Genomic DNA, 22,928 nt, shown 5'->3' with positions numbered 1-22,928 from the left:
GATGTGAGAAAATCTACATCTTCGCAGGTAGATGAGGTATCTCTGCCCGAAGTCTTTCCGCGGCCGAACTCGTCGCCGAAGCCTTGAAACAGACTCGGAAAATACCGACAGAAGATCGAATTACACAGCGTCGAGCAAACTTCCTGCGCTGCCATTATTCACACATCGGACAAATGGAAATTACCCACCAGTTCGATGTAAGGGTCCTCACGCCGCGCCGGAACCGAACGCTCTCCGCCTTGTTCACCGATCATTCTTCGCCCCACCATCGTCGCCGCGCTTGGGCCGAGGGGACACCGACACGACGGCAGTCGACGCACCGCACCGGCGCGGACCCCCTATCCTGAACAGGTACCTGTCCGCGAATACACACAGAGAGAACTATGAGACGCGCCAAGCGCAAACCTCGAAGACCCGCCCCGTCCCCGTCCGTGGACGACCACCCTGTCCCTGAACCTCAGTTCGTTCCCGACGCTCGGAACACCGAATGCTGACCGCGCTCGGGATCGCCTTCGGAATCTTCGTCGTCCTGGCCATCACCGCATTGACCGGATACTTCGTGGCCCAGGAATTCGCCTACATGGCGGTCGACCGCTCGCGGATGAAGGCCCGCGCCGAAAGCGGAGACAAAGTCGCCTCACGCGTTCTGTCGGTCACTCGCCGCACCTCGTTCATGCTTTCCGGCGCACAGCTGGGTATCACGATCACAGGCCTCCTCGTCGGTTACGTCGCCGAGCCCCTCATCGGCAGTGGCCTCGGTGTGGCGCTCGGAGGAGTGGGTGTGCCCACCGCCGTCGGCGTCGCTGTCGGCACCGTCCTCGCGGTGTTGTTCTCCACTGTGGTGCAGATGGTCTTCGGTGAGCTCGTCCCGAAGAACCTCGCGATCGCCCGGCCCGAGCCGGTCGCCCGGTGGCTCGCACTGTCCACCACGGTGTACCTGAAGCTCTTCGGGTGGCTCATCCGGCTGTTCGATGCCTCGTCGAACCTGCTGCTGAAAGTGTTGCGGATCGAGCCGGTCCACGACGTGGAGCATTCGGCCACACCCCGGGATCTCGAGCACATCGTTGCCGAATCCCGCGACACCGGCGAGCTGCATCCCGAGTTGTCGAAACTGCTCGATCGGATCCTCGACTTCCCCACCCGCACTGCAGAACACGCCATGATTCCCCGTGCTCGCGTGGATTTCGTCGACGTCGACGAACCCGTCGCCAGCGTCTTCGAGAAAATGGGTACCGGGCACACCCGATACCCGGTTGCGGGCACCTCGTCCGACGACATTCGAGGTGTCGTTCATCTGCACGATCTCCTGGCAATCGACAATCCGACCGGTACGGCCGGAGACGTGTGCCGATCCGCAGTGATCGTCCCGACGACCCTGGCACTGCCCGAAGTACTTGCGCAGCTCAACGCCGCGGGAGAGGAGATGGCGCTGGTGATCGACGAGTACGGCGGCTTCGCCGGAGTCGTCACGGTCGAGGACATCGCCGAAGAAGTCGTGGGCGAGATCGCAGACGAGCATGATCCCGCGCTGGAGACCCAGGTGATCACCCGATCGGGTGACGGGTGGCTCATCCGAGGCGATGCGCACCTCGACGAAGTGGTCCGCACGCTCGATGCCGAACTCCCCGAGGGGGATTACGAAACCCTCGCGGGCCTGGTGATAGCAGAGTTCGGCGGACTTCCCGAGGTCGGCGACACGGTGACAATCGACGTCGATCCGGATCCGGCGGATCTGGTGCACGAATCGCATCCTGCGGCGAAATTCCTCATTGCCGAGGTCCGCTCGGTCGACAAGCACGTTCCGTCCTCGATCTTCGTGACCCTACGCACCGACGGAAGCGCGCGCGGCGAGGCCACGAACGACGACACAGCGGTGGACGCCAAGACGGACGGCGAGGTGAAGCACCATGGATAATCCATGGGTGGTCGCAGTCGCGACCGTCGTGTTGATCGCGGCGAGTGCATTCTTCGTCGCCGTCGAGTTCGCATTGATCGCTGCACGACGCCACCGGCTCGAAGATGCGGCACCGGAGAGTCGATCGGCTCGTGCTGCATTGCGCAGCGCTTCGGAGCTTTCGGTGCTCCTGGCGGGGTCACAGCTCGGGATCACCGTGTGCACATTGGCACTCGGCGCGATCACCAAGCCTGCGGTCCACCATTGGCTCACACCGGCGTTCGAAAGTTGGGGCGCGCCGGTGTGGCTCGCCGACGTCGCCGGATTCGTTCTGGCTCTGATCATCGTCACCTTCCTGCACCTCGTGGTCGGTGAGATGGCTCCGAAGTCATGGGCCATTGCGCATCCGGAAAAGTCGGCGACTTTGCTCGCGCTGCCGATGCGCGGCTTCATGTGGGTCATGCGGCCGCTCATCATGCAGCTCAACCACATGGCGAACTGGTTGCTCCGCAAGGTCGGAGTGGAGCCGGTGGACCAGGTCGCATCGGGCCAGGATCCGGACGCACTACGCCACCTCGTCGAGCATTCGGCCACGGTCGGGACACTCGACGAGCGGTACCACGGGCATCTGAGCAGCGCACTCGAACTCGAGACGCTCACGGTGGGTGACATCGTCACCCCCCAGGCGGATCCGAGCAGTGTCCGGCCCGAGGCCACCGTGGCACAGATCCAGGACGTGGTGCGCCGCACCGGGCACCTTCGGCTGCTCGTCCGGGGCAACGGCCACATCGACGGTGTCGTCCACGTGCGCGACAGCCTGCAGGCCGGCGACAGTGTCACCGCCGCAGACCTCATGCGGCCGGCGCTGACACTCGACGCGGCGATTCCGGTGTACGAGGCGCTCGCCACGATGCGCGAGTCGAGGAATCACCTCGCCACAGTGACCGACGACAGCCGGGTGGTCGGCCTGATCACCCTCACCGATGTGCTGGCCCGACTGCTCCCCTCCGAGCAGGACACCGCATAAGTTCGTTCGACGTCACCGGTCGCTGTCCCCGAGTACACGCCTCAGGGCCTGCGGGGACAGCTCCGGTGCGTCGAGGAGCGCGCGGACCGCGTCGTGGCCGCCGTCCGGAACGCGGTGCACACCGAGGTAGTTGTGCCACTGCCCGCAGACCGGGAGTGGCCGGACCAGGACGGTCTCACCGACGCCCACATCGTCACCCACAGTCCGGTCCATCACTCGCGTGCTCGTGCCGTTGCTCGGGTCGCGAATGGTGACGCCGTCGCCGGGACGCACCTCCTCGAGCACTCCCATCACCAGTGCCGCACCCAGCCACCGCTGCGCGAGGTCGCGTTCGTCCTCGGGAAGCATCCAAGCCCAGTGCTCGACGAAATCGTCGAACGCTCCACCGTCGAACAGCACGACGTCCGCTACCAGCCGTACGTTGTCGTCGGTCTGATCGACCTCGGCCGAGAGTCGTTGCCAGCGCGGTTGGTCCATGACCAGACCTGCCTTGGCGTACAACCATACGGCGCGGTGCTCGAGCGCGGCGCGGCCCTCACCGAGGTGACACACCTTGTACTTGCGGCCCGAACCGCACCAGCAGCGGTCGTTGCGGCCCAGTTCTGGGTGTTCGACCGGCTTGAAATGCTGCAGGAACGGATACATGGGGTGCTGCGTTCCGGTCGCGGTGCGCTCGAGCAACAGCAGACCCGTGGTTGTCTCGCCTCGCATCGATGCGAATGTCGCGAGACCTTCCGATGCGGGCGCGAAACCGGGGTTCTCCGAGGATGCGAGTCGGTAGCGGCGTTCGGCCTCGTGGACGTCGCCGCGCGCGAGTTCGGCCCGTCCGATCATCCAGTGTGCGACGGCCCGGGTGACACGAGGCCCGCGACGTAAGAGCTGTTCCGCGGCCTGCGTCACCTCGCGCGGTCCGATTCCGAGCCGGAGCAGCGCCTCGTCCACCACCAGCTGCGCAACAGCCGGAGTTGCGAGTGGTGTCAGTGCGGCGGGATCCTCGAAGTACTCGTCCAGATCGGCTTCGAGCATGTGATCATCGTCGTTCTCGGGGGACCACGACACCAGAACAGCCAGGAATCGAGTGGCCGCGCGCGCCGAGAATTCGTCGAGCCCGAACGTCTTGCCGAACCAACCGGACGCTGCGGTCTCCTGTTCGGCTTCTCTCGCGGCCGGTGCAACATCCGTCCGGATCAACCTGTTACCTGCGCGTGCGAATCCGGCCTCGACGAGTTGTTCGCTCAGCGGGGCACACCGGTCGCGGGCCAGTTGCGGATCGGCGACAAGTGCCTCGAGCAGATCGAGTTCGAGATAGACATCCGATTCGGGGGCCCGCGCCGAGATCGCCGAGGCCCACGCGCCGACCGTGCCCGCAATCGCTTCGTCTCCGAGTTGCTCGACGGTGACCTCACCGTGTCGGACGGTGAGCGCGACGAGGTCGCCTGCCTTGCGCGAAGCCAGAACGTCTTCGGGCAGGATGACGACCCCGAATTGCGCCCAGGGCTTGTCGGTCAGTGAACGGGACGCGAGCATATCGTCGTGGAATCCGGGAACAGCGACGCTGATCGGTGAATGGGCCTGGACCACCAAGGCGGGGAGCAATACGTCGAACAATTCGACGGCATTCGCCGCGATCTCTTCCGCGGTGAGACGATGAGCGAAAACGCGCCCGTCGAGCACGGCATCGAGCGCGACATAGCGTCCGTCGCGCAGCTCGGTGACGACGGGGTCGGAGAGGGCATCGTCGAGTTCGATCGCGGCCTCGATCTGCGTGCGATCTCCGAATCCGCGGTCGGCGAGAGCTGCCGCGAGCTCCGACAGAGTGCGCGGCCCACCGTCACGGAGCAGCGCTGCCGCTGTAGCGGCGAGATCGGCCGAAGAGAAGTCCACGGGCACGAGCCTACTGTGGTGCTCAGGCCCGGTCAGCCGCCGACGGTGGCGTGCATTTCCCACACGAGGACTTCGGCACCGGTATCGGTGGTGAGCTGTTGCCCACCGCCGCCGCTGACGCGCACCGCGTCGCCTTCGACGAGCAGACCGACCCCTTCGAGAGCGACATTGCCGCGCGCAACGAACAGATGCAGGAACGGTGCGTCGGGCAACGTGACCGGCCGCCCGGGCTGCATCCGCGCCACGTGCAGTGCCGCATACCGGTTCCGGATGCGAATTGCCGCGTGATCCGCGTGGTCGTCCATCCCGGACGCTACGGGTACGAGGTCACCGGCGAGCAGTTCGCGGTCGATCTCGAGCTGCTCATATCCCGGTGCTACCCCGGCTTCGTCGGGCAACACCCACATCTGGACGAAGTGAACGGGTTCATCGTGCTGTTCTGCGTGCAGACCGGTGGCGCCGTCGAAACGCCACGAGTCGTTCTTCTCCGAGTGCAGAATTCCGGAGCCCGCGGTCATGCGCTGAGCCAGCCCCGGATAGATGACGCCGGAATGACCGGTCGAATCCTGGTGGACGAGTGAACCATTCAGAACCCAAGTGACGATCTCCATGTCCTGATGGGGGTGTGTGTCGAAACCTTGGCCGGGGGTGACGATGTCGTCGTTGTTCACCATCAGAACGCCGTGGTGGGTGTTCGCGGGGTCATAGTGCTGCCCGAAGGAGAAGGAGTGCTTCGAATCGAGCCAGGCGATCTTGGTCTTGGGCCGGTCGTCTGCGCGGCGGACGTCGAGGTGCGGTTCGTGGACAGCGGTGCTCATGATGATCGTTTCTCCGGGTCAGCAGTTCGGGTCAGCAGTTCGGGTCAGCGGTGGGTGGGTTGCGGCGGGGACGGATCTGAGCGTTCGGCAGACCCGGAGCAGGAAGCCTCGCGACGTCGCCGACGTATCCTTCGACGCGCCCGAACCTGTCGGACCCGTTCTGCCAGGCATCGCGGTAGGCGACGATCTCGTCGTGGGAGCGACCGACGAAGTTCCACCACATGACGATTTCCTCCCCGAACGGCGTACCTCCGAGCAGGAGCACTCGCGCGGGTTCGTCGGTGCGGTTGGCCAGGGTCAGCCGGGGTACGCCGGTGCCGACGTAGCCGAGTGCGGCGCGCCCCAGGACGGTGTCGAAGAGCGCAACTTCTCCGGTGTCGACGAGGATCCCGTGCTCGAACGCGGAGTCGACGTCGAGCGTGAGGGTCGCGCCCGCGTCGATGACGATTTCGACACCGAGTAGCGGTGTGAAGGTGCGGACCGGCGAGGTGTCGCCGGCGAGGGTTCCGAGGAACACCTTGCCGGTGCCGCCGCCGAGGTCGGTGGGTTCGGGTACGTAATGCTGGAACTCGCGCGGGGCCTCGCGGTCGGAGTCGGGCAGAGCCACCCACAGCTGCACGCCGTGAAGCGTGGTCGTCGCCCGTGTCGAGACCTCCGAGTGGCAGATGCCGTGGCCACCGGTCATCAGGTTCATCTCGCCAGGGCGGACCATGGCGTGCACTCCGTCGCTGTCCCGGTGTTCGACTTCTCCTGTGAACAGCCAGCTCACGGTCTGCAGGCCGGTATGAGGGTGAGGTGCGACGTCCATGCCTCCGGTGACCGAGACATCGTCGGGTCCGTAGTGGTCGACGAAGCACCACGCGCCGATGAGGGAACGTTGTCGTTGAGGAAGGGTGCGTCGCACGGGCATGGCACGCGGACCGCCGAGAGGCACCTCACGCGAGGTGATGATCTCGACGCGTGGATTCCGGGTGTCACCGACCGGAGGGTCCTCGGTGCGGCAGCGGATCTCAGTGGGTGTGGCGTCGGTGTTGCTCATCTCGATCGTGGCCTTCCGTCTTGTGCCGAACTCATGGTTCAGTTTGCGCCATCGGTGCTTCACACCCCGGATGTCATCGACTCAGAGGATGGTCGAGCCGTACATTTCACCGAGCGGATCGGCGATTAGCTCGAGGCGTTCGCCGTCGGGGCCCGGAAAGTACAACGAAACCTCGCTGTGTTGGGCGAGTTCGATTCCTGCGGCGGTCAGCTTGTCACGCACGTGAGTCCATTTGGCAGGTTCCATGCTGATGGCGATGTGATGCAGTCCGCCGAGCACTTCCCGGTAGGGGCCGACATCGAGACCCGGGAAGTCGAAGAACGCCAAGAGGTTTTCGTTGCCTATATCGAAGAAGAAGTGTGATGATCCGGGATAGTCGCGATTCTCGATGAGTTCGACCAGGGGAAACTCGAGCAGTTCCTGATAGAACACCACGGTGCGCTCGACGTCGCCACTCACAATGGCCGTGTGGTGCAAGCCCCGCGCAGATGATTCGGGTCGCGTTCCCACGGGCAGCAGATAGCGGTCACGGATCTCCTCGCGGCGATGCGCGAACGAATCCTGGCCTTGCGCGGTGACAGCCATCCGAGCCCTCCTCCATACACCGGCAGCGGCAAGCCGCCCACCAACTGATTGATCTGTCAACTATCGTGACAGATCGATAGTTGCTTCGTCAACTACCTGCTATGGTTGACCTATGGAACCGACGAAATGGCTGGCCCACGACGAGCACCGGCTGTGGCGTTCCTATCTCGACGCCACCCGTATGCTCTTCCAATCCCTGGACAAGCAGTTGGTGCGCGATTCGGGTATCTCGTTCGCCGACTACGAGATTCTCGTCCTGCTCTCCGAAGCGGAAGACCACAGACTTCGGATGCGAGAACTCTCCGACGCGAGCACCACCACCCGGAGCGGGATCACCCGTGCCATCACCCGCATGGAGGGCGCCGGGTGGGTCCGGCGCGTCGAATGCGAATCCGACAAGCGCGGCGCATGGGCGGAGTTGACCGATACCGGCGCCGCGATCCTTGCCTCGGCCGGACCCGGCCATGTCGCCGCAGTACGCGCGACCATGTTCGACGTCCTCTCCCCCGAGGTCATCACCGTGATGGGCGATGCCTTCACCGCGATCCAGAACCACATGCAGGAACACAGGCGCACCAGCTGACCCGGTGAACCACGAGAACAGCCGACGACCCATCCATTCGCAGCTACGCTCAAAGGCTGCCACACTTGCCGGAAGGATTCTGATATGTCCACGGATACTCCCGATCCCCGCCTCGCCGACATCAGCGTCACGCACAATCCGCAGCGCAGTCGCTACGAAATCCTCGACGGCGACACCGTCGTCGGGCACGCCGACTACCGGCCCGGCGAAGGCACTCGACGCGTGTTCGTCCACACCGAGGTGGACGAGAACTACGGGGGCCTCGGCCTCGCGGGTCGCCTCGTGAAGTTCGCGCTCGACGACGTCGCGGCGGCGGGCGGGCGCATCGTGCCGGTGTGCCCGTACGTCGCCAAATACGTCGCCGAGCACCACGACTACGACACCATCGTCGACCGGCCGGAGGGCACACATGAAACGTAGTGAGCGCATCCCCATCGATAAGCAGACTCGCCCGGTGTACCGCGCGCAGGTGGCCGTCGCGGTCGCCGTCCGAGACGCGGTGAGCGAGGCGGGCCTCGACCGGAAGCTCACCGAACTCGTCAATGTCCGCGTGTCGCAGATCAACGGATGCGCCTACTGTCTCGACGTGCACATTCGTGACGCACTGAAGGCAGGTGAGAAGGCACAGCGTCTCGCCGTACTGCCCGCATGGCGCGACACGGACCTGTTCACCGAGGCGGAGGGTGCCGCACTGACCCTCGCCGAACTGGTGACGACCCTGCCGTCGTCGTACGAGCAGGACTGCCGCTATGCGGAAGCCCGGAAGACCCTCGACGATGCACAGGTTTCCGCGATCATCTGGGTTGCGATCGCTATGAACTCGTTCAATCGCATCTCGATCCTCAGCCGCCACGCGGTTCGTCCGGCCGACTGGAAGTCCTGACCGGATCCGACCCACGGGATGCGCCGATCCGGTCCGCAATCGGCAGTAGTGCCGCCGTCACCAAGGACACGGCCAGCAAACCCAACGCCATGCCTGAGAACACGTCGTGAACGTAGTGCACGCCGCCTGCGACGCGTGAGAGACCGAGCACCGCGGCCAGCGGGGCGACGAACCAGAGCGTTCGCCGGACCGCAAGCACACACGCGGTGGCGAACGACGCAGCGATCACGGAGTGGTTCGACGGCCACGACCAGTCCCCGATCTCCGGGCATTCCAGAACAGTCTGAATACCAAGGGCACGGCACGGCCGCGGTTCGGTCACCACCAGCTTGATGAATTCGCTCGACAAGTACGCGACGATCACCCCGATCCCTGCCACCACGAGAGTGATGAAGGCGCGGCGATCCTCGAGCCAGGACCACACAGCCAGCACACCTGTGGTGGCCACGAGAACGAGTAACCCCTTGTCTGCGACGACACCTGCTGCAGGCCCCGACCATGACCCTTCGAAAGTCTGCGCGATGGCCAGATACAACTCGTCGCGCACGGGGACTGCTGCCACGGCGAGCAACGCCAGGGCGATTGCAGTCGACAAAGCAGCCAACAGCGTCGGCTGGGCCAACTGTGCGGGAACACGAGGTGAATGCTCGGTGACGACCATGATCGACAACGCTAGCGTGGCGGCCGACTCGATCGCAGCCCGACTCTGCCGGGCGCCACCGGAAGTACGCTGTGGCTCATGTGGAGAACCTGGGTGCCCTCGTTGGTGATCGCGGCTGTCGCCGTGCTCGTCCTGGCGACCGGAGCTCTCGCCCCTGCCTCGATCGCGATCGCGGTCGTTCTGCTTGTGCTCGCCTGGGTCGGATCCCCGCTGGCATTCCCGCGCCACATCGACGATGCCGCGGCCCGCATCGAGGCAGCCGACACCAACACCCCCGTGATCTATTGGCGCCCGGGATGCATGTTCTGCATGCGCCTGCGGGCATCACTGTTCCGCCGCGCGGATCGCGCGATCTGGGTGAACATCTGGCGCGACCCCGCAGCGGCAGCACGGGTGCGTGCGGTCAACGACGGCAACGAGACCGTACCGACCGTGTTTGTCGGAGGACGCGCACACACCAACCCCGACCCCGCCTGGATGCGCGCGCAACTCCACTGAACGAGATCGGCGCCGCCTCCTCGATCTGCCGTAGGTATCGTGATGCACACCTACACCTGCACGAGAGGCCGGACCACCGATGCGTCACGATCCGCGACGACTGTCGCAGGACCTCTACCCGCTGCGCCGCACAGTCACTCCGCTGTTCGGTGACGTCGACGCCCTGGGCCATGTCAACAACGTGTCGATCGCCCGATACTTCGAACAGGCCCGCGTCCTCGTGATGGAGGAACTCACCTCGGCTCTCGACGGGCCCGCCTTCGAACGGGCGGTGCTGGCCCGGATCGAGATCGATTATCTCGCCGAGGTGTTCTATCCACACGAAGTCGTGATCTCCACCGGCGTACTGAAGATCGGCACCTCGTCGCTGGTTCTCGGCTCAGCGCTGTTCCAGCACGGCCGGTGCGTGGCGCTGGCGACCTCGGTGGATGTCGGCACGAAACCGGAAGGCGGTGCGGCACCGATCTCCGACGAGGTGCGGGTCGTGCTCGACAAGTATCTGCTCGAGCTGCCGAACTGACCGTGTCGATCGATCACCGGCCTCCGGGAAGGAACGAGCCCGCTCGGCGCACGATGTGATCGTGCAGCCGCGCGACTGCCGGGGTCGGGCGGTGATTCCCTCTGATCAGACCGATGTCCCGCTCGCGGTGTCCGGTCAGCCCGATACCGACGAGGTTGCCACCGGAAGCGACTCGACCGGTGGCGATTCGGCGCTCGGGCACCGGCAACAGTGCGACCCCGAGTCCCTGCGCTATGAGTGCGCGCGCAGTCTCGAACTCACCGATCTCGATCGCTACCTGCGGTACGAAACCCGCGTCCATGCACCAGGTGTCGAGGAGCTGCCGCAGATGGTACTCGGGTGGGTTCGCGATGAATCGCTCGTCGGCGAGTTCGGTGAGGTCGATCTGCGTCCGCCCTGCCAGCGGGTGTGACGGCGCGACGTAGAGCAGAATCCGCTGTGTCCCGATGTGCACGGCAGGCAGGTCCTCCGGGGGCGGGATCACGACGGCAAGGTCGAGGCGGCCGTCGCGGACCATCGCGCACAGAGCCTCGCCGTGGGCTTGGACGAGCCCGAACCGGATCCGTGGTGCGGTGTCGTGGAACTCGGCGAGCAGGGAGGGAATGCTGACCGGACCGAGGGTGAGCGGGAACCCGAACCGGACCGATCCGCTGTCGGGGTCGGCGTTGCTGCGCACGACGTCGACCGCGTCGTCGAGCCCGCGAACTGCGCCGCGGGTACGTTCGTGCAGATCGCGACCCGCTGCGGTCAATGCGACACCCCGACCGACCGGCTGGAACAGCGCCACCCCGAGGATCTGCTCGAGTGATTTCAGTCGCCTGCTCAGTGACGACTGCGGCACACCGAGGACGGCGGCCGCGTGAGTGATGTGCCCCTCCGTCGCAGCGGTGTCGAATGCTGCGAGCAGCGGCACCATCTCGGCGATCTCGGCCGACAGATTTCCATCCATATTCGGATGATAATTCTTCAATCACCTCATTGGACGGATCGGTCTCCGTAGAGGAACCTGTGGGCACCCGCGAGAGAAAGAGTGTTTCCCATGAGAGACAACACATCCGACACTGTCCACGATGTCGTCCTGATCGGAGGCGGAATCATGTCCGCCACGCTCGGCGCCATGATGTCCCGCGTCGAACCCGACGCCTCGATCGTCCTCCTCGAACGTCTCGACGAGATCGCCGGGGAGAGTTCCGCCGCATGGAACAACGCGGGCACCGGGCACTCAGGCTACGCAGAACTCAATTACATGCCCGACCCCACCGACGGAGCGACGGCGCAGGACATCGCGCGCCGGTTCTGTCTCTCCAGAGGGTTCTGGTCGTCGCTGGCAGCCGACGGCACCATGCCGGAGTTCCTCACTCCCGCACCCCACATGGACCTCGTCTTCGGCAAACGAGACATCGAGTACCTCCGCACACGGGTAGCCACCCTGCGGACATCGCCGGCCTTCTCCGACATGGAATACACCGAGGACCCCGAGACCATCCGCGAGTGGGCCCCCCTGCTGATGGAGGGCCGCACCGACGCCGAGCCCATGGCAGCCTCACGCCACCACGCCGGCACCGACCTCGATTTCGGCGCCCTGACACAGTGGCTCGTCGAAGACATCGCCACCCGCGGCGCCGAGGTGCGATTGCACCACGAGGTCTCACGCCTGCACCGCCGCGACGATGGCCTGTGGATGATCTCCGGCCGAGACCGTGCCGGCGGGCAACGCTTCCGTCTCACATCTCGGTTCGTCTTCGTGGGCGCGGGCGGCTGTTCGCTGGAGTTGCTCCAGAAGGCGCGACTCGACGAGGTGCGTGGATACGCCGTGTTTCCCGTCGGAGCGCAGTTCTTCCGCACCGACAACCCGGCGATCGTCGCACGGCACGCCGCGAAGGTCTACGGTCAGGCCGACATCGGTACTCCGCCGATGTCGGTGCCGCACCTCGACCTGCGCGTGGTCGACGGGACACGGTCGTTGATGTTCGGTCCGTACGCAACATTCAGCACCCGGCTACTGCGACACGGCCGGTTGTCCGACCTGTTCCGCACGATCCGCCCGCGCAACGCCGCCGTGATGGCCACCGCAGGCCTGCGCAACCTGGCCCTCGCGCGGTACCTCCTCGGGCAACTCGCTTCGTCGAAGAAACGCAAGTTCGCGCAGCTCCTCCGGTTCTACCCGGGCGCGGATCCCGCTGATTGGCACCTCGTGCAGGCCGGGCAGCGTGCACAGCTGATCAAGCCGGACGAACACGGCCGCGGCGTGCTCACATTCGGCACCGAGCTCGTCACGAGCGCCGACGGGACCATCGCAGGACTACTCGGTGCGTCGCCGGGAGCGTCCATCGCGCCTGCCGTCATGGTCGATCTGCTCACACGGTGCTTTCCGGACCGGAAGGAGACGTGGGCGCCCGCCCTCGACACCCTGGTGGCCGACCGGTCGCGAAAGACAACCTGACCCGACACCGCGCCGGGGGCTTCTCGCCGTGCCCCAGCATCATTCGACGACGATCTTCCCCATCGCGCCGCGGTCACCGTCGAACATCCGATGGTTGAGGAACGTGTAGGTACCGGGTTCGAGGAACTGCAGTTCGACGAACCCACCCTGCGCGACCGCGAGGTCGAGGACCTGCGAGCCCCCGCTGTCCGGATCGCCGGCACGCACGAGATACGCACCTTCCTTGTAGACGGTGTCGAATTGGGCACCGACGACGTGGAAGGCGACGGTCTCGTTGGGGCCGGCATCGAGGATCCAGATGCGCAGACGGTCGCCGGCCGCTGCGTGTAGCGGACGATGCACGTACTGGTCGGCAAACCCGTTGAACATCACCAGATCCGGATTACCTGCCGCGACCTTTGCTGCGTCGACCTGTCCGTCGCCGAGGTAGGTGTCCGACTGCACCATGAGGTACTCGGCATCGACCGGTCCGAGGCTCGGCGGGTCGATGACGACCGCACCGAACATCCCCGCGGCGATGTGTACCGCCATCGGCGGAGTCGCGCAGTGGTACAGCCAGATTCCGCTGTGCTCGGCCCGGAAGCGATAGATCAGCTCCTCACCCGGATTGATCGTGCGCATGGGCTCGTCGGGCCCGACCATGCCGGCGTGGAAGTCGACCGAGTGCCCCATACTTCCGTTGTTGACCATCGTGATCTCGAAGAGGTCGCCGACCTTCCCCCTCAGAGTCGGTCCCATCGCTCGCCCGTTGTAGGTCCACATGGTCTGTGGTACACCGGGAGCGTATTCACCTGGCATTTCGGTGATCTCGAAGGTGTAGCGATGTGTTGTGCCCGCAGGTGCAGCCTCGAGCACAGGGTCTCGGGCCACGAAACCCTCGCCCGGGTCTGCAGCGAGGTCGATTGTCGGCGCGCCGCCTGTCGAGACGTGGCCGTGGCTCATCGATTCACCGTCACCAGCGTCCGCGTCGATGCGGAAGATCATACCCTGCTGCCGATGCCCGACGATCGAACACCAGCCCTCGACGTCGGAGCCGACGACCCCCACTTCGAGCGTCGCGGACTCACCCGGCGCAAGCCTGCCGGTATCGTGGCCGGTCGCAAGAACAAGATCGTGCACCTGTTCGTCCGAATTCGTGACAGTGAGGACCAGTCGGTCGCCCGCAGGCACAGTAACGATATCGGGAGTGAAACGCATCCCGACGGCCTCGATGTGAACCTCCGTGATATTTCCGGTCGGGGTGACCCCTGCCGAAGCGTCCTGCCCACCGATACTCCCGCCACCGACACCCGAGGAGACAGCGAAGACGAGCGCGAGGCAGGCCAGCGCCGCGGTGGCCTGCAAACCACGCTGATGAACGGCCGGGTCGTGGTCCGGTGGTGCCTGCCCCGCCATCACAGCTCGACGGCCCGCCGCCGACGCCCTGGCACTGGTGATCATGATGGGGAGAAACATCACGAAGGCGAGCATGACGAGTGAGGTGACCCCGACTCGCATCCAGCTCGGGAGTGGCACGAGGAACAACAACAGACCTGTGTTGATGACGACGATCCGCCAGATCCACCACCGGTTCATCTTGTCTACGCCTGTGCCGACCACCGCGGGCCCCCCACCCATCAAGGTTGGCAGCAGGTGACTCATGACTCCGAACAGCAATTGCGCCGCGAATCCGGCCAGGAAGGGCACGGTCATCAGCGTTGCCCGATGGGAGTCCATCGGCCCGGTCGCGAGCACGATCGCCAGGGCGGCGAGTGACCCGAGCAACCACAGCATCGCTGCGGTGACGGAGGCCGCAGCGAATCCGTTGGGCGGATGAGACAGCGCATCGCGCAACAACGGTGCTGCCACGACGATCCATCCGGCAAGGTAGACCACGCAACCGGCCGCCGCGACGAGCGAGTTTCCGGTCAAGGCCCCGGCCGTGAGCACCGCAATACCGATGAGCAGGACAGCCAGGGCTACAGGGCGTCGTCCCGACGATGCGTCCGGTGCCCCGATCAGATTCGGATACATGACGGTGAGCACTCCGGCGGCGGCCAGACCAAGGAACCCCAGCAGGTTCATGGCCTGGTGAGCAAGGAGAAATCCGGCTTCGGTGTGCTCCGTGGCCCCGTAGGCCAGCACTGCGCCGAATCCGGCACCGAACGGCAGCATCGCCGACGACGCGACGAGAAACCACACGCGCTGTGCATGTCCGGCCGGCCGGTCCCCCGCCCGGGTCCTCTCCCGCTGCGCCCGCACGGTCAGCAATATCAGGGAAATCGCATGCCAGGCCACCATCGCACCGATGAGTACCGCTCCGGCGAGGGTCGCCGGGAACCATCCACCGACGACGCCGACGATCGTGACGACGATGCCGGCATTCAGAGCGTAGATCTTGGTGAGCTGTGGCCCGCGCTCGGTTTCGGAGAGGTGAAATCCCAGGAATCGTTCGGCAAGGGTCTGCGACCACACCACGATCGAGTTGGTGACTGCTCCCAATGTGAACAGATGCACGAGCAGCCATCGCGACTCCGGCAGGAACGGATGCGCGAGCCCGGCGAAGATCAGTAACACGAGCCATACCCGCACAGGAAAACCCGCCCGCTGGTGCCAACTCTGGGGTCGCTTCACCCGTCTCGTGGTGGTCACGGCTCGATGGTAGGACCGCAGCGATGTCGAATACTACCTATTGTCGTAGCGCCCACACCGGTGTTGCCGAAATCCTTTGGAGGTGAAGGCCGAAAGCCTCTATGAACGCATCCGCACCTCAGAAGAGCGTGGGAGAACCGATCGTTTCACCCTCCCGGGCGGGGGCAGGCAGGGCCGCGCTTCGATGCGTCTTTCGTCCACCCCCGAGTCCGAACTGTTCGACAAGCGGATCGACTCGCGCTTCGAGCCAGCGCGTGTACTCCCCGCCCACATAGGCGCCTCGACCGTAGAGCCTCCGATATCGCGGCAGCAGAGCGGGATGCTCCGAACCCAGCCACGACAGGAACCATCCGCGCGTGGATCCACGCAGATGCATCGGAATCACGGTCACTCCGGACGCACCCGCAGCCGCGAGGCCGGCGAACAGACCCTCGAGGTGCCGTCTCGAATCCGTGAGATACGGGATGACAGGAGCGACCATCACATGACACGACATGCCCGCGTCGGTGATCGCACGGATGAGATCGAGCCTCGCCTTCGGAGACGGCGTCCCCGGTTCGATCTGTTGTTGCAATTCGAGGTCGCCGATCGCCAGGGAGACCGAGAGACGGACATCGACCTGACGTGACGCAAGCGTGAGCAACGACAGATCGCGTCGGAGGAGCGTGCCTTTCGTCAGAATCGAGAACGGAGTACCGGATTCCGTGAGGGCACCGATGACGCCCGGCATCAGGCGATACCGGCCTTCGGCACGCTGATACGGATCGGTGTTGGTGCCGAGCGCCACGTGCTGGCGTTTCCAGGACTTGCGCGCGAGTTCCCGACGAAGGACGGCCGCGACGTTGGTCTTGACCACGAGCTGAGTGTCGAAGTCGTGGCCGGCATCGAGGTCGAGGTACTCGTGTGTCGGGCGCGCGAAACAGTAACGGCACGCGTGACTGCAACCTCGGAACGTGTTGACCGTGTACTCGAATGGCAGACGTGATGCCTCGGGTGTCTTGTTCAATGCACTCTTGCACAACACCTCATGGAAGGTGATGCCCTCGAATTCGGGGGTCTGCACGCGGCGAACAAGATCGGAGCGCCCGAGCCCGGGCAGCGCACCGTCGTCCGCGTCCACTGCCTGCGTCGTCCACCGCATACCCACAGTCGAACACTAGTACGAGCCACTGTCAACCATCTCGTCGAATCGGTGTTCGATCCCCACTCCCACCGACCCGACCATTCGCTCCACATGGAGGCCCGGTCGCGCTACCGGACACCTCGAGTTAAAGTGCTCCACACGTTGATATCGAGGGGGGTTCGATGAGCGGTTTGATTCCCGGTGCCGGAATCCGGGTGGTTCCCGATGGAGTACGACTGTACGGAAGCACCAATCTTCATGCAGCAGAACAGGTTGCGCGTGCCGGATCGATGGATCTGGGAGCGAATGTCGCGTCACTGAGTCCGGCAATGGGGTTGATCGGCGCCGATTTTCTCGCAGCGTTCGTCGCCGCACAGAGCGAACACACGCGCGCTGTGGGGCAACTGGCACTCGCGTACGCATCCAACGGCATTGCGGCACATGAGGCCGCCGCCGCATACGACGGCACCGATACTGCCACCGCTGTTGCTCTCACACGCTCCAACGGGAGCCTCGCGTGAACGCTGTCGCACCGATGCAGGCGCCCGAGGTCTCGCCCACCGTACTCGATGCCTTGCGCGCATCGCCCGTGGCGCCCGTGCTCGACATGCCACTGCCATCGGCACCCGAACTGCCTACCTTCGCACCGCCGACGGCACCCGGACCGGACACCATCAACGAACTGCTGCAATCGATTCCGATCCCTACACTGCCCGAGTTCGACGAGCTGCTCCGCCCCCTCGTCGAACTCGGAAACATGTTCGGCACCGGCATCTGCGGAGCACTCGATCCCTCGGCCATCCTGGAGCAGGGTGCAGGGCTGCTCGACGGTGCCGCCACGCTCGGCCGATCGGCGCTGTCCGCCCTTCCTGAATCGTGGGAGGGCACAGCAGCCGATACCACCGCCGAGCACTCGACCAAAGCGCAGTTCGCGTCGTACGAACTGAGTGAGCGCGGCAACCTCATCGGTCAGGTGACCCGCGCGGCGAGCGCTACCGTGGAGCGCGGGAACATCGAGTTGACCGGCATCGCACAGTCTTTCATTGCGTCCGCCGTCGCGACCGCGCCGGTGGCCATGACTCCGCCCGGACAGGCTGCGCTGATAGCGTCGGCCGTCGAGCACGTCAGTTCTGCACTTGCGGTCGTCGCACGGACCCGCGGCGAACTCACCGGGCACACAGTAGCGATGAATGCACTGACTCCGCCGATCCCGGTGCCTGCGCCTGCCATGACATCGATGCCGCTCGATCCGAGTGGGTTCGCCAGCTCGGCTTCGGGCGCTATACCGAGGATCGGTGAGATCTTCCCGGGCCCTGTCGGCGAGCCCGCCTCGACCCTGCCCACCTCGACAGGAACGACGGGCGCAACCGCCACGCTCGCCACCTCGGTCACGTCCGGTACCGCCGCGGCAGGTCTCGGAACGGGAAGTTCGGGTGCGGCGTACGGCAGTGCGGCAGGCAGCTACGGCGCGGCGAACTCCGGTGCGACGGCGATTCCGCCGGCCGGGGCACCTATCGCAGCGGCCCCCACCTCCGCCGGCGCGGGTACAGCCGGTAATGCAAGTGGCGCCGCCCGCGGGCCTGCCCTCGGTGGCGCGCCGGTGACTGCAGCGAACCGCGCCGAGGACGCCGAGCAACGTCGAACCCGAGGGATTCTCGTCACCTCCGGGGCCACCAGCGAGGTGGTCGGCGAGCTACCGTTCGTGACCCCCGCGGTGATCGGAGCCGTCGACGACCAGTGGTGATCCGTCCCGGCAGGCATCACGAGGTGGCATCACTCGACGAGTGATGCCACCTCGTGATCGGTCAGAGTCGTCTGAGGTACCCGTCCCGCGCCGCGCGCCAGTTCGACCGCGCGGTACAACGGGCGTTCACCGAGTCCGGCATCCCGCGCTTCCGCGCGTAATTGCTCGACGAGGACAGACGAGATCGCGGCCGCCGAAGCCAGTTCACTCGAGGCGAAGGCATCTGCCAACCTCCGTAGCGCAAGGATGTCCAGCTCGCGGCCACCGTCACCGCTGTACAACGCGATCGGAACCATGATCAGACCGTGGCTGCCATCGTTGACTCGCACGATGACCTGCGACACCCGGCCCACACGCACCAGCAGTTCGATTCCCGCGAGGTGCTCGAGTTCGACCCTGCGCGATCGGAACAGTCCGCTCGCTGTGATCACCGTTCCGTCGAGACGGATATGCCGTTTCGTGACGGTGATCGCACCGAGTGCCGGGACGAGGCCCACGACAGCGGCAACGAGGGCCGCGATCCACCACGATGCCACCAGCCACACGATCGCGCCCACGATCAGACCGACGAGAACCGCGAGCATCGCGAGTTTCCGGGCTCGCGGTGCCAGTAGCTGCGCGGGGATCAGGTCGAGTGCGATCGGTTCCGGTCTCGGCGCGTGCCGACCGTCAGGCGCGGTCAACTGCCTCACCCACGCGTGCGACGACGTCGGCGAGCGGCACTGTCTCCTGCTCACCGTTGCGGAGATCCTTGACGACGATCTCTCCGGCCTCGAGTTCCCGATCTCCGAGGACCAGTGCGACAACGGCGCCGGACTTGTCGGCTGCCTTCATCGCGCCCTTGAGCCCTCGGCCGCCATAGGCCAGATCGACGCGGACTCCCGCGGCTCGCAATCGGTGCGCCACCGGTACGAGCGCACCCTTGGCTGCATCCCCCATCGGAATGCCGTACACCTCGCACCGTGCGGAGGTGGCCGCAGTCTTGCCCTCTGCGGCGAGCGCGAGGATCGTGCGATCGACACCCAACCCGAAACCGATGCCGGACAACGCCTGTCCGCCGAGCTGCTCCATGAGTCCGTCGTACCGGCCGCCCCCGCCGATGCCGGACTGGGCGCCGAGTCCGTCGTGTACGAACTCGAACGTGGTCTTGGTGTAGTAGTCGAGTCCGCGCACCATGCGGGGATTGACCACGTACGGCACGCCGAGCGCGTCGAGATGTGCGCGCACCTCGTCGAAGTGGGCCTGCGCGCTCTCGGACAGATGGTCGAGCATCAACGGCGCACCTGCGGTCATCTCCCGAACCTCGGGACGCTTGTCGTCGAGCACCCGTAGCGGGTTGATCTCCGCGCGACGACGCGTCTCCTCATCGAGAGGAAGACCGAACAAGAACTCCTGCAACCGTTCCCGATACTGCGGTCGGCAGGTGTCGTCGCCGAGAGAGGTGAGCTCGAGGCGGAAACCGTCGAGGCCGAGGGTCCGGAAGCCCGCATCCGCGATCGCAATTACCTCGGCGTCGAGCGCCGGGTCGTCGATACCGATCGCTTCGACCCCGACCTGCTGCAACTGTCGGTAGCGCCCGGCCTGGGGTCGTTCGTAACGGAAGAACGGGCCCGAGTACGACAGCTTGACCGGAAGCTGCCCGCGGTCGAGACCGTGCTCGATCACCGCGCGCATGACGCCTGCGGTGCCCTCCGGTCGCAGTGTGACCGATCGATCGCCGCGATCGGCGAAGGTGTACATCTCCTTGGTGACGACATCGGTCGACTCACCGACGCCACGCGCGAACAGCCCCGTGTCCTCGAAGATCGGCAGTTCGATGTGCCCGTATCCCGCCAGGCGCGCAGCTCGTGTCAAACCGTCGCGTACCGCCACGAACTCGGCGGACTGCGGGGGAACGTAATCGGGCACGCCCTTGGGAGCCGAGAACGTGGAGGCCTTGCTCACTGTCGCTGCTTTCTCTCGTCGGAAGATTCGATACTTCGTCCCGGGTCAGCGGGATCCGGTGAGACCGACCAGGAACGGGTTCGAGGACCGCTCCTGCCCGATCGTGCTGGAACCGCCGTGGCCGGGCAGAATCGCTGTGGTGTCGTCGAGCACCAGCAGCTTCGCGGCGATCGACGCGAGCAGTTGCTCATGGTTGCCGCCGGGCAGGTCGGAACGACCGATCGATCCCTGGAAGAGCGTGTCGCCGGTCAGGGCAACGTCGAACTCGACACCGTCCGGGTTACTCGTGCGGGTGCGAAGGACGACCGAGCCCTGGGTGTGGCCGGGCGTGTGATCGACGACGAACGTCATGCCCGCATGCTCGATCTCGTCGCCGTCGGCGAGTTCGATCACCTTGTGCGGCTCGGTGAACGTGGTTCCTTCCAGCAGCGGAGCGAGGCTCGATCCCAACCCCACGCCGGGATCGCTGAGCATGTGGCGATCATCCGGGTGAATGTAGGTGGGGATCGAGAATCGATCGGCGACGGTCTGGGCAGACCAGACGTGGTCGAGGTGACCGTGCGTGAGGAGCACCGCGCGCGGCGTCATGTCGGAGCCGGTGAGGAACTCGATCAGAGGCTCCGCGGCGTCCTGGCCCGGGTCGACGACGACGCACTCCTTCGCGTTGTCCTGCGCAAGGATGTAGCAGTTCGTCTGGAACATCCCCGCGGGAAATCCGGTTACGAGCACGAGCATCGCTCCTACTGTGTGGGCATTCGTGGTCTCGTACAGCCTAAGCGCTGTGCCCTGACGCCCCGTTCTCAGGTTGGGGTGGCAAACTCGACTCGGCCTGAACGCGGGCACCAGCACATCGATCGGTTCACGGGAGGACAAACGCAGTGCCGAGCAATGCACAGCGGCGCCAGGCCGCGAAACGCAAACTCGAGCGCCAGCTCGAGCGCCGAGCGGAACGCGAACGTAAACGACGCCGTCTGACAATCGCACTGTCGGCACTCGGCATCGTCGTGGTGGTCGGCGCGGTCACTGTCCTGTGGACCATGAACGGAGGTTCCGAGGACACTTCCGAGACCGCAGCGACCGACACCTCCGAACCCGAGTATCCTGCACTGCCCGACGGCCGGGCCGAACCCCTCGCCGAATCCGTGAGCTGCGAGTATCCGGCCGATGGCCGCGAACCGTCGAAACCGGTAGAGCCTCCGCGCACCGAGGGGATCCTCACCTCCGGTGAGGCCAACACGGACATCAGCGTCAGTGTCGAGACATCGCAAGGCAACATCGGGTTGATCCTGCACAACGCCGATTCGCCGTGCACGGTCAACAGCTTCCTGTCCCTCGCGTCACAGAGCTACTTCGACGCGACCACGTGCCATCGGCTGACGACGGCCCCCAGCTTGCAGGTGTTGCAGTGCGGCGATCCGACGGGGTCCGGGTCCGGCGGGCCCGGCTACCAATTCGCGAACGAGTTCCCGACCGATCAATTCGCGCCCGACGACCCCGCATCCCAGGAACCGATGACATACAAGCGCGGCGCCCTCGCGATGGCGAATGCCGGACCGGGGACCAACGGCAGCCAGTTCTTCTTGGTGTACGGCGATTCCGTCCTGCCGCCGCAGTACACGGTCTTCGGTGAAATCGACGAGACCGGACTCCAGACACTCGACAAGATCGCGGCGGACGGAGTTGCCGGTGGCGGCCAGGACGGCGCCCCGGCCCTGGAAACAACTCTCACGAGTGTGAGGATGGACTGATGATCCGATTGCGCACCACCGTTGCCGCCGGCGCAGGCCTGGCTCTGCTGCTGGCCGGCTGCGCCGACGACTCCGCGAGCGACACCACGACGACCACATCCATCAGCTCCGAGGCCGACCAGCCGCCCGCGTCGGGCGCACTGCCGGAGCGTCCCGCGGACGGCGAACCCGTCTCGTGCACTTACGCACAGGACGGGCAAGCCGCCAAGGACGTGACACCGCCGTCCGACTCGGCCGTGTCTGCGGCAGGCATCGCCGAGGTTTCGATGACGACGAGCGCCGGGCCCATCGGGTTGTTGCTGGACCGGGCATCTGCACCATGCACGGTGAACAGTTTCGTCTCACTCGCCGAGCAGGGCTACTTCGACGACACTCCCTGTCACCGGCTCGTGACGTCGCCCGGACTGCAGGTACTGCAGTGCGGTGACCCGACGGGCACCGGCACCGGTGGCCCGGGTTACGGATTCGACACCGAGTACCCGGAGAACTTCTACGCCAAGGGCGCCCCGCAGCTGCGTCAGCCGGTGGTATACCCGCGCGGCACGATCGCCATGGCCAACACCGGACAGCCAGGTAGCAACGGCAGCCAGTTCTTCCTCGTCTATGAGGACTCGCAACTGCCTCCGACGTACACCGTGTTCGGCACAGTCGACGAAGCAGGCCTCGCAGTCATCGAGGAGGTCGCTGCGGCGGGCGACGACGGTTCGATGTCGGCGGGCGGCGGCGCTCCGAATCTCCCCGTACAGATCGAATCGGTGACCGTCTCGTCGTAGAGCACGGCTCCTGACCCACGGGGTGTTCCTCGCCGCCACGGCGAGGAACACCCCGTCTTCTGTGTCGGCCGCCGAAACATCCGTGTGCAGTTTACGGAAAAGTGACAACACCTCTATCAAATCGTGATTC

Annotated in this window: 23 protein-coding genes; 12 read left to right on the top strand and 11 right to left on the bottom strand. The window is 65.4% G+C overall.

Going from position 1 to position 22,928, the window contains the following annotated elements; all coding sequences use genetic code 11:
* The first annotated feature begins 487 nt into the window (after positions 1 to 487).
* Both ACSYG9_RS22205 and ACSYG9_RS22200 read left to right on the top strand, forming a co-directional pair.
* Positions 488 to 1,915: a CNNM domain-containing protein gene (locus ACSYG9_RS22205; RefSeq protein WP_440124510.1), complete on the top strand. Its 1,428-nt coding sequence runs from the start codon at positions 488 to 490 to the stop codon at positions 1,913 to 1,915.
* Positions 1,908 to 2,921 carry a CNNM domain-containing protein gene (locus ACSYG9_RS22200; protein WP_440124509.1) on the top strand — a complete coding sequence of 338 codons (1,014 nt, stop codon included), beginning with the start codon at positions 1,908 to 1,910 and terminating at the stop codon, positions 2,919 to 2,921. Before ACSYG9_RS22205 ends, ACSYG9_RS22200 begins: the two co-directional genes overlap by 8 nt.
* A 12-nt stretch (positions 2,922 to 2,933) precedes the next feature.
* Here the strand turns inward: ACSYG9_RS22200 and ACSYG9_RS22195 are convergent, their stop codons facing one another.
* The 4 genes from ACSYG9_RS22195 to ACSYG9_RS22180 form a co-directional block, all read right to left on the bottom strand.
* Positions 2,934 to 4,805, bottom strand: a complete 1,872-nt coding sequence (locus ACSYG9_RS22195) for an SEC-C metal-binding domain-containing protein (RefSeq protein ID WP_454839946.1) — start codon at positions 4,803 to 4,805, stop codon at positions 2,934 to 2,936.
* Between the two features lie 32 nt (positions 4,806 to 4,837).
* On the bottom strand, positions 4,838 to 5,623 hold the full coding sequence (locus tag ACSYG9_RS22190; RefSeq protein ID WP_454839944.1) for a pirin family protein: 786 nt from the start codon (positions 5,621 to 5,623) through the stop codon (positions 4,838 to 4,840).
* A gap of 31 nt (positions 5,624 to 5,654) precedes the next feature.
* Entirely contained in the window at positions 5,655 to 6,662 is a 1,008-nt protein-coding gene (locus ACSYG9_RS22185) for a pirin family protein (protein WP_454839942.1), read from the bottom strand.
* An 81-nt stretch (positions 6,663 to 6,743) separates the two neighbouring features.
* Complete coding sequence (locus ACSYG9_RS22180) at positions 6,744 to 7,247, bottom strand: VOC family protein (RefSeq protein WP_440124505.1); 504 nt, start codon at positions 7,245 to 7,247, stop codon at positions 6,744 to 6,746.
* 112 nt (positions 7,248 to 7,359) lie between these two features.
* On the opposite strand from ACSYG9_RS22180, the gene ACSYG9_RS22175 reads away from it, so the two are divergent.
* The 3 genes from ACSYG9_RS22175 (at position 7,360) to ACSYG9_RS22165 (ending at position 8,713) form a co-directional block, all read left to right on the top strand.
* Positions 7,360 to 7,830, top strand: a complete 471-nt coding sequence (locus ACSYG9_RS22175; protein WP_440124504.1) for a MarR family transcriptional regulator — start codon at positions 7,360 to 7,362, stop codon at positions 7,828 to 7,830.
* 84 nt (positions 7,831 to 7,914) lie between these two features.
* Complete coding sequence (locus tag ACSYG9_RS22170) at positions 7,915 to 8,250, top strand: GNAT family N-acetyltransferase (protein ID WP_454839939.1); 336 nt, start codon at positions 7,915 to 7,917, stop codon at positions 8,248 to 8,250.
* Complete coding sequence (locus ACSYG9_RS22165; protein ID WP_440124502.1) at positions 8,240 to 8,713, top strand: carboxymuconolactone decarboxylase family protein; 474 nt, start codon at positions 8,240 to 8,242, stop codon at positions 8,711 to 8,713. The genes ACSYG9_RS22170 and ACSYG9_RS22165 overlap by 11 nt, the downstream gene beginning before the upstream one ends.
* Here ACSYG9_RS22165 and ACSYG9_RS22160 read toward each other — a convergent pair.
* Positions 8,673 to 9,374, bottom strand: coding sequence for a phosphatase PAP2 family protein (locus ACSYG9_RS22160; protein ID WP_454839937.1), 702 nt, complete (start codon positions 9,372 to 9,374; stop codon positions 8,673 to 8,675). The genes ACSYG9_RS22165 and ACSYG9_RS22160 overlap by 41 nt on opposite strands.
* 78 nt (positions 9,375 to 9,452) lie before the next feature.
* On the opposite strand from ACSYG9_RS22160, the gene ACSYG9_RS22155 reads away from it, so the two are divergent.
* Both ACSYG9_RS22155 and ACSYG9_RS22150 read left to right on the top strand, forming a co-directional pair.
* Entirely contained in the window at positions 9,453 to 9,872 is a 420-nt protein-coding gene (locus tag ACSYG9_RS22155; RefSeq protein WP_440124500.1) for a glutaredoxin domain-containing protein, read from the top strand.
* Between the two features lie 79 nt (positions 9,873 to 9,951).
* Positions 9,952 to 10,392, top strand: coding sequence for a thioesterase family protein (locus ACSYG9_RS22150; RefSeq protein WP_440124499.1), 441 nt, complete (start codon positions 9,952 to 9,954; stop codon positions 10,390 to 10,392).
* 13 nt (positions 10,393 to 10,405) lie between these two features.
* On the opposite strand, the gene ACSYG9_RS22145 is transcribed toward ACSYG9_RS22150, so the two are convergent.
* Positions 10,406 to 11,341, bottom strand: coding sequence for a LysR family transcriptional regulator (locus ACSYG9_RS22145; RefSeq protein ID WP_454839934.1), 936 nt, complete (start codon positions 11,339 to 11,341; stop codon positions 10,406 to 10,408).
* 90 nt (positions 11,342 to 11,431) lie between these two features.
* Between ACSYG9_RS22145 and mqo the strand changes: the two genes are divergently transcribed.
* Complete coding sequence (gene mqo / locus ACSYG9_RS22140; RefSeq protein WP_440124497.1) at positions 11,432 to 12,835, top strand: malate dehydrogenase (quinone); 1,404 nt, start codon at positions 11,432 to 11,434, stop codon at positions 12,833 to 12,835.
* 39 nt (positions 12,836 to 12,874) lie between these two features.
* On the opposite strand, the gene ACSYG9_RS22135 is transcribed toward mqo, so the two are convergent.
* Together ACSYG9_RS22135 and ACSYG9_RS22130 are read right to left on the bottom strand one after the other, a co-directional pair.
* Entirely contained in the window at positions 12,875 to 15,466 is a 2,592-nt protein-coding gene (locus tag ACSYG9_RS22135; protein ID WP_454839932.1) for a multicopper oxidase domain-containing protein, read from the bottom strand.
* Between the two features lie 118 nt (positions 15,467 to 15,584).
* On the bottom strand, positions 15,585 to 16,607 hold the full coding sequence (locus ACSYG9_RS22130) for an Rv2578c family radical SAM protein (protein WP_454843021.1): 1,023 nt from the start codon (positions 16,605 to 16,607) through the stop codon (positions 15,585 to 15,587).
* Positions 16,608 to 16,771: 164 nt separating this feature from the next.
* On the opposite strand from ACSYG9_RS22130, the gene ACSYG9_RS22125 reads away from it, so the two are divergent.
* Positions 16,772 to 17,110 (top strand): type VII secretion target, encoded by a 339-nt coding sequence (locus ACSYG9_RS22125; protein ID WP_440124494.1) that lies wholly within the window; start codon positions 16,772 to 16,774, stop codon positions 17,108 to 17,110.
* Positions 17,107 to 18,333, top strand: a complete 1,227-nt coding sequence (locus ACSYG9_RS22120; protein ID WP_440124493.1) for a hypothetical protein — start codon at positions 17,107 to 17,109, stop codon at positions 18,331 to 18,333. Before ACSYG9_RS22125 ends, ACSYG9_RS22120 begins: the two co-directional genes overlap by 4 nt.
* A 29-nt stretch (positions 18,334 to 18,362) precedes the next feature.
* Here the strand turns inward: ACSYG9_RS22120 and ACSYG9_RS22115 are convergent, their stop codons facing one another.
* From ACSYG9_RS22115 to ACSYG9_RS22105, 3 genes are all read right to left on the bottom strand, one after another.
* Positions 18,363 to 18,917, bottom strand: coding sequence for a hypothetical protein (locus ACSYG9_RS22115; protein ID WP_440127765.1), 555 nt, complete (start codon positions 18,915 to 18,917; stop codon positions 18,363 to 18,365).
* Between the two features lie 85 nt (positions 18,918 to 19,002).
* Positions 19,003 to 20,277 (bottom strand): histidine--tRNA ligase, encoded by a 1,275-nt coding sequence (gene hisS / locus ACSYG9_RS22110; protein WP_440124492.1) that lies wholly within the window; start codon positions 20,275 to 20,277, stop codon positions 19,003 to 19,005.
* Positions 20,278 to 20,322: 45 nt separating this feature from the next.
* Positions 20,323 to 21,006 carry an MBL fold metallo-hydrolase gene (locus ACSYG9_RS22105; protein WP_454843020.1) on the bottom strand — a complete coding sequence of 228 codons (684 nt, stop codon included), beginning with the start codon at positions 21,004 to 21,006 and terminating at the stop codon, positions 20,323 to 20,325.
* Between the two features lie 149 nt (positions 21,007 to 21,155).
* Here ACSYG9_RS22105 and ACSYG9_RS22100 point away from each other — a divergent pair, with 149 nt between their 5' ends.
* On the top strand, positions 21,156 to 22,025 hold the full coding sequence (locus ACSYG9_RS22100) for a peptidylprolyl isomerase (protein ID WP_454839929.1): 870 nt from the start codon (positions 21,156 to 21,158) through the stop codon (positions 22,023 to 22,025).
* Positions 22,025 to 22,798, top strand: a complete 774-nt coding sequence (locus ACSYG9_RS22095) for a peptidylprolyl isomerase (protein ID WP_454839927.1) — start codon at positions 22,025 to 22,027, stop codon at positions 22,796 to 22,798. The genes ACSYG9_RS22100 and ACSYG9_RS22095 overlap by 1 nt, the downstream gene beginning before the upstream one ends.
* The last annotated feature ends 130 nt before the right edge of the window (positions 22,799 to 22,928 follow it).

This window comes from Rhodococcus sp. SJ-2, from assembly GCF_053750035.1.
Note: the sequence above shows the minus strand (reverse complement) of the source record. Positions and strands in the feature narration are given on the sequence as shown.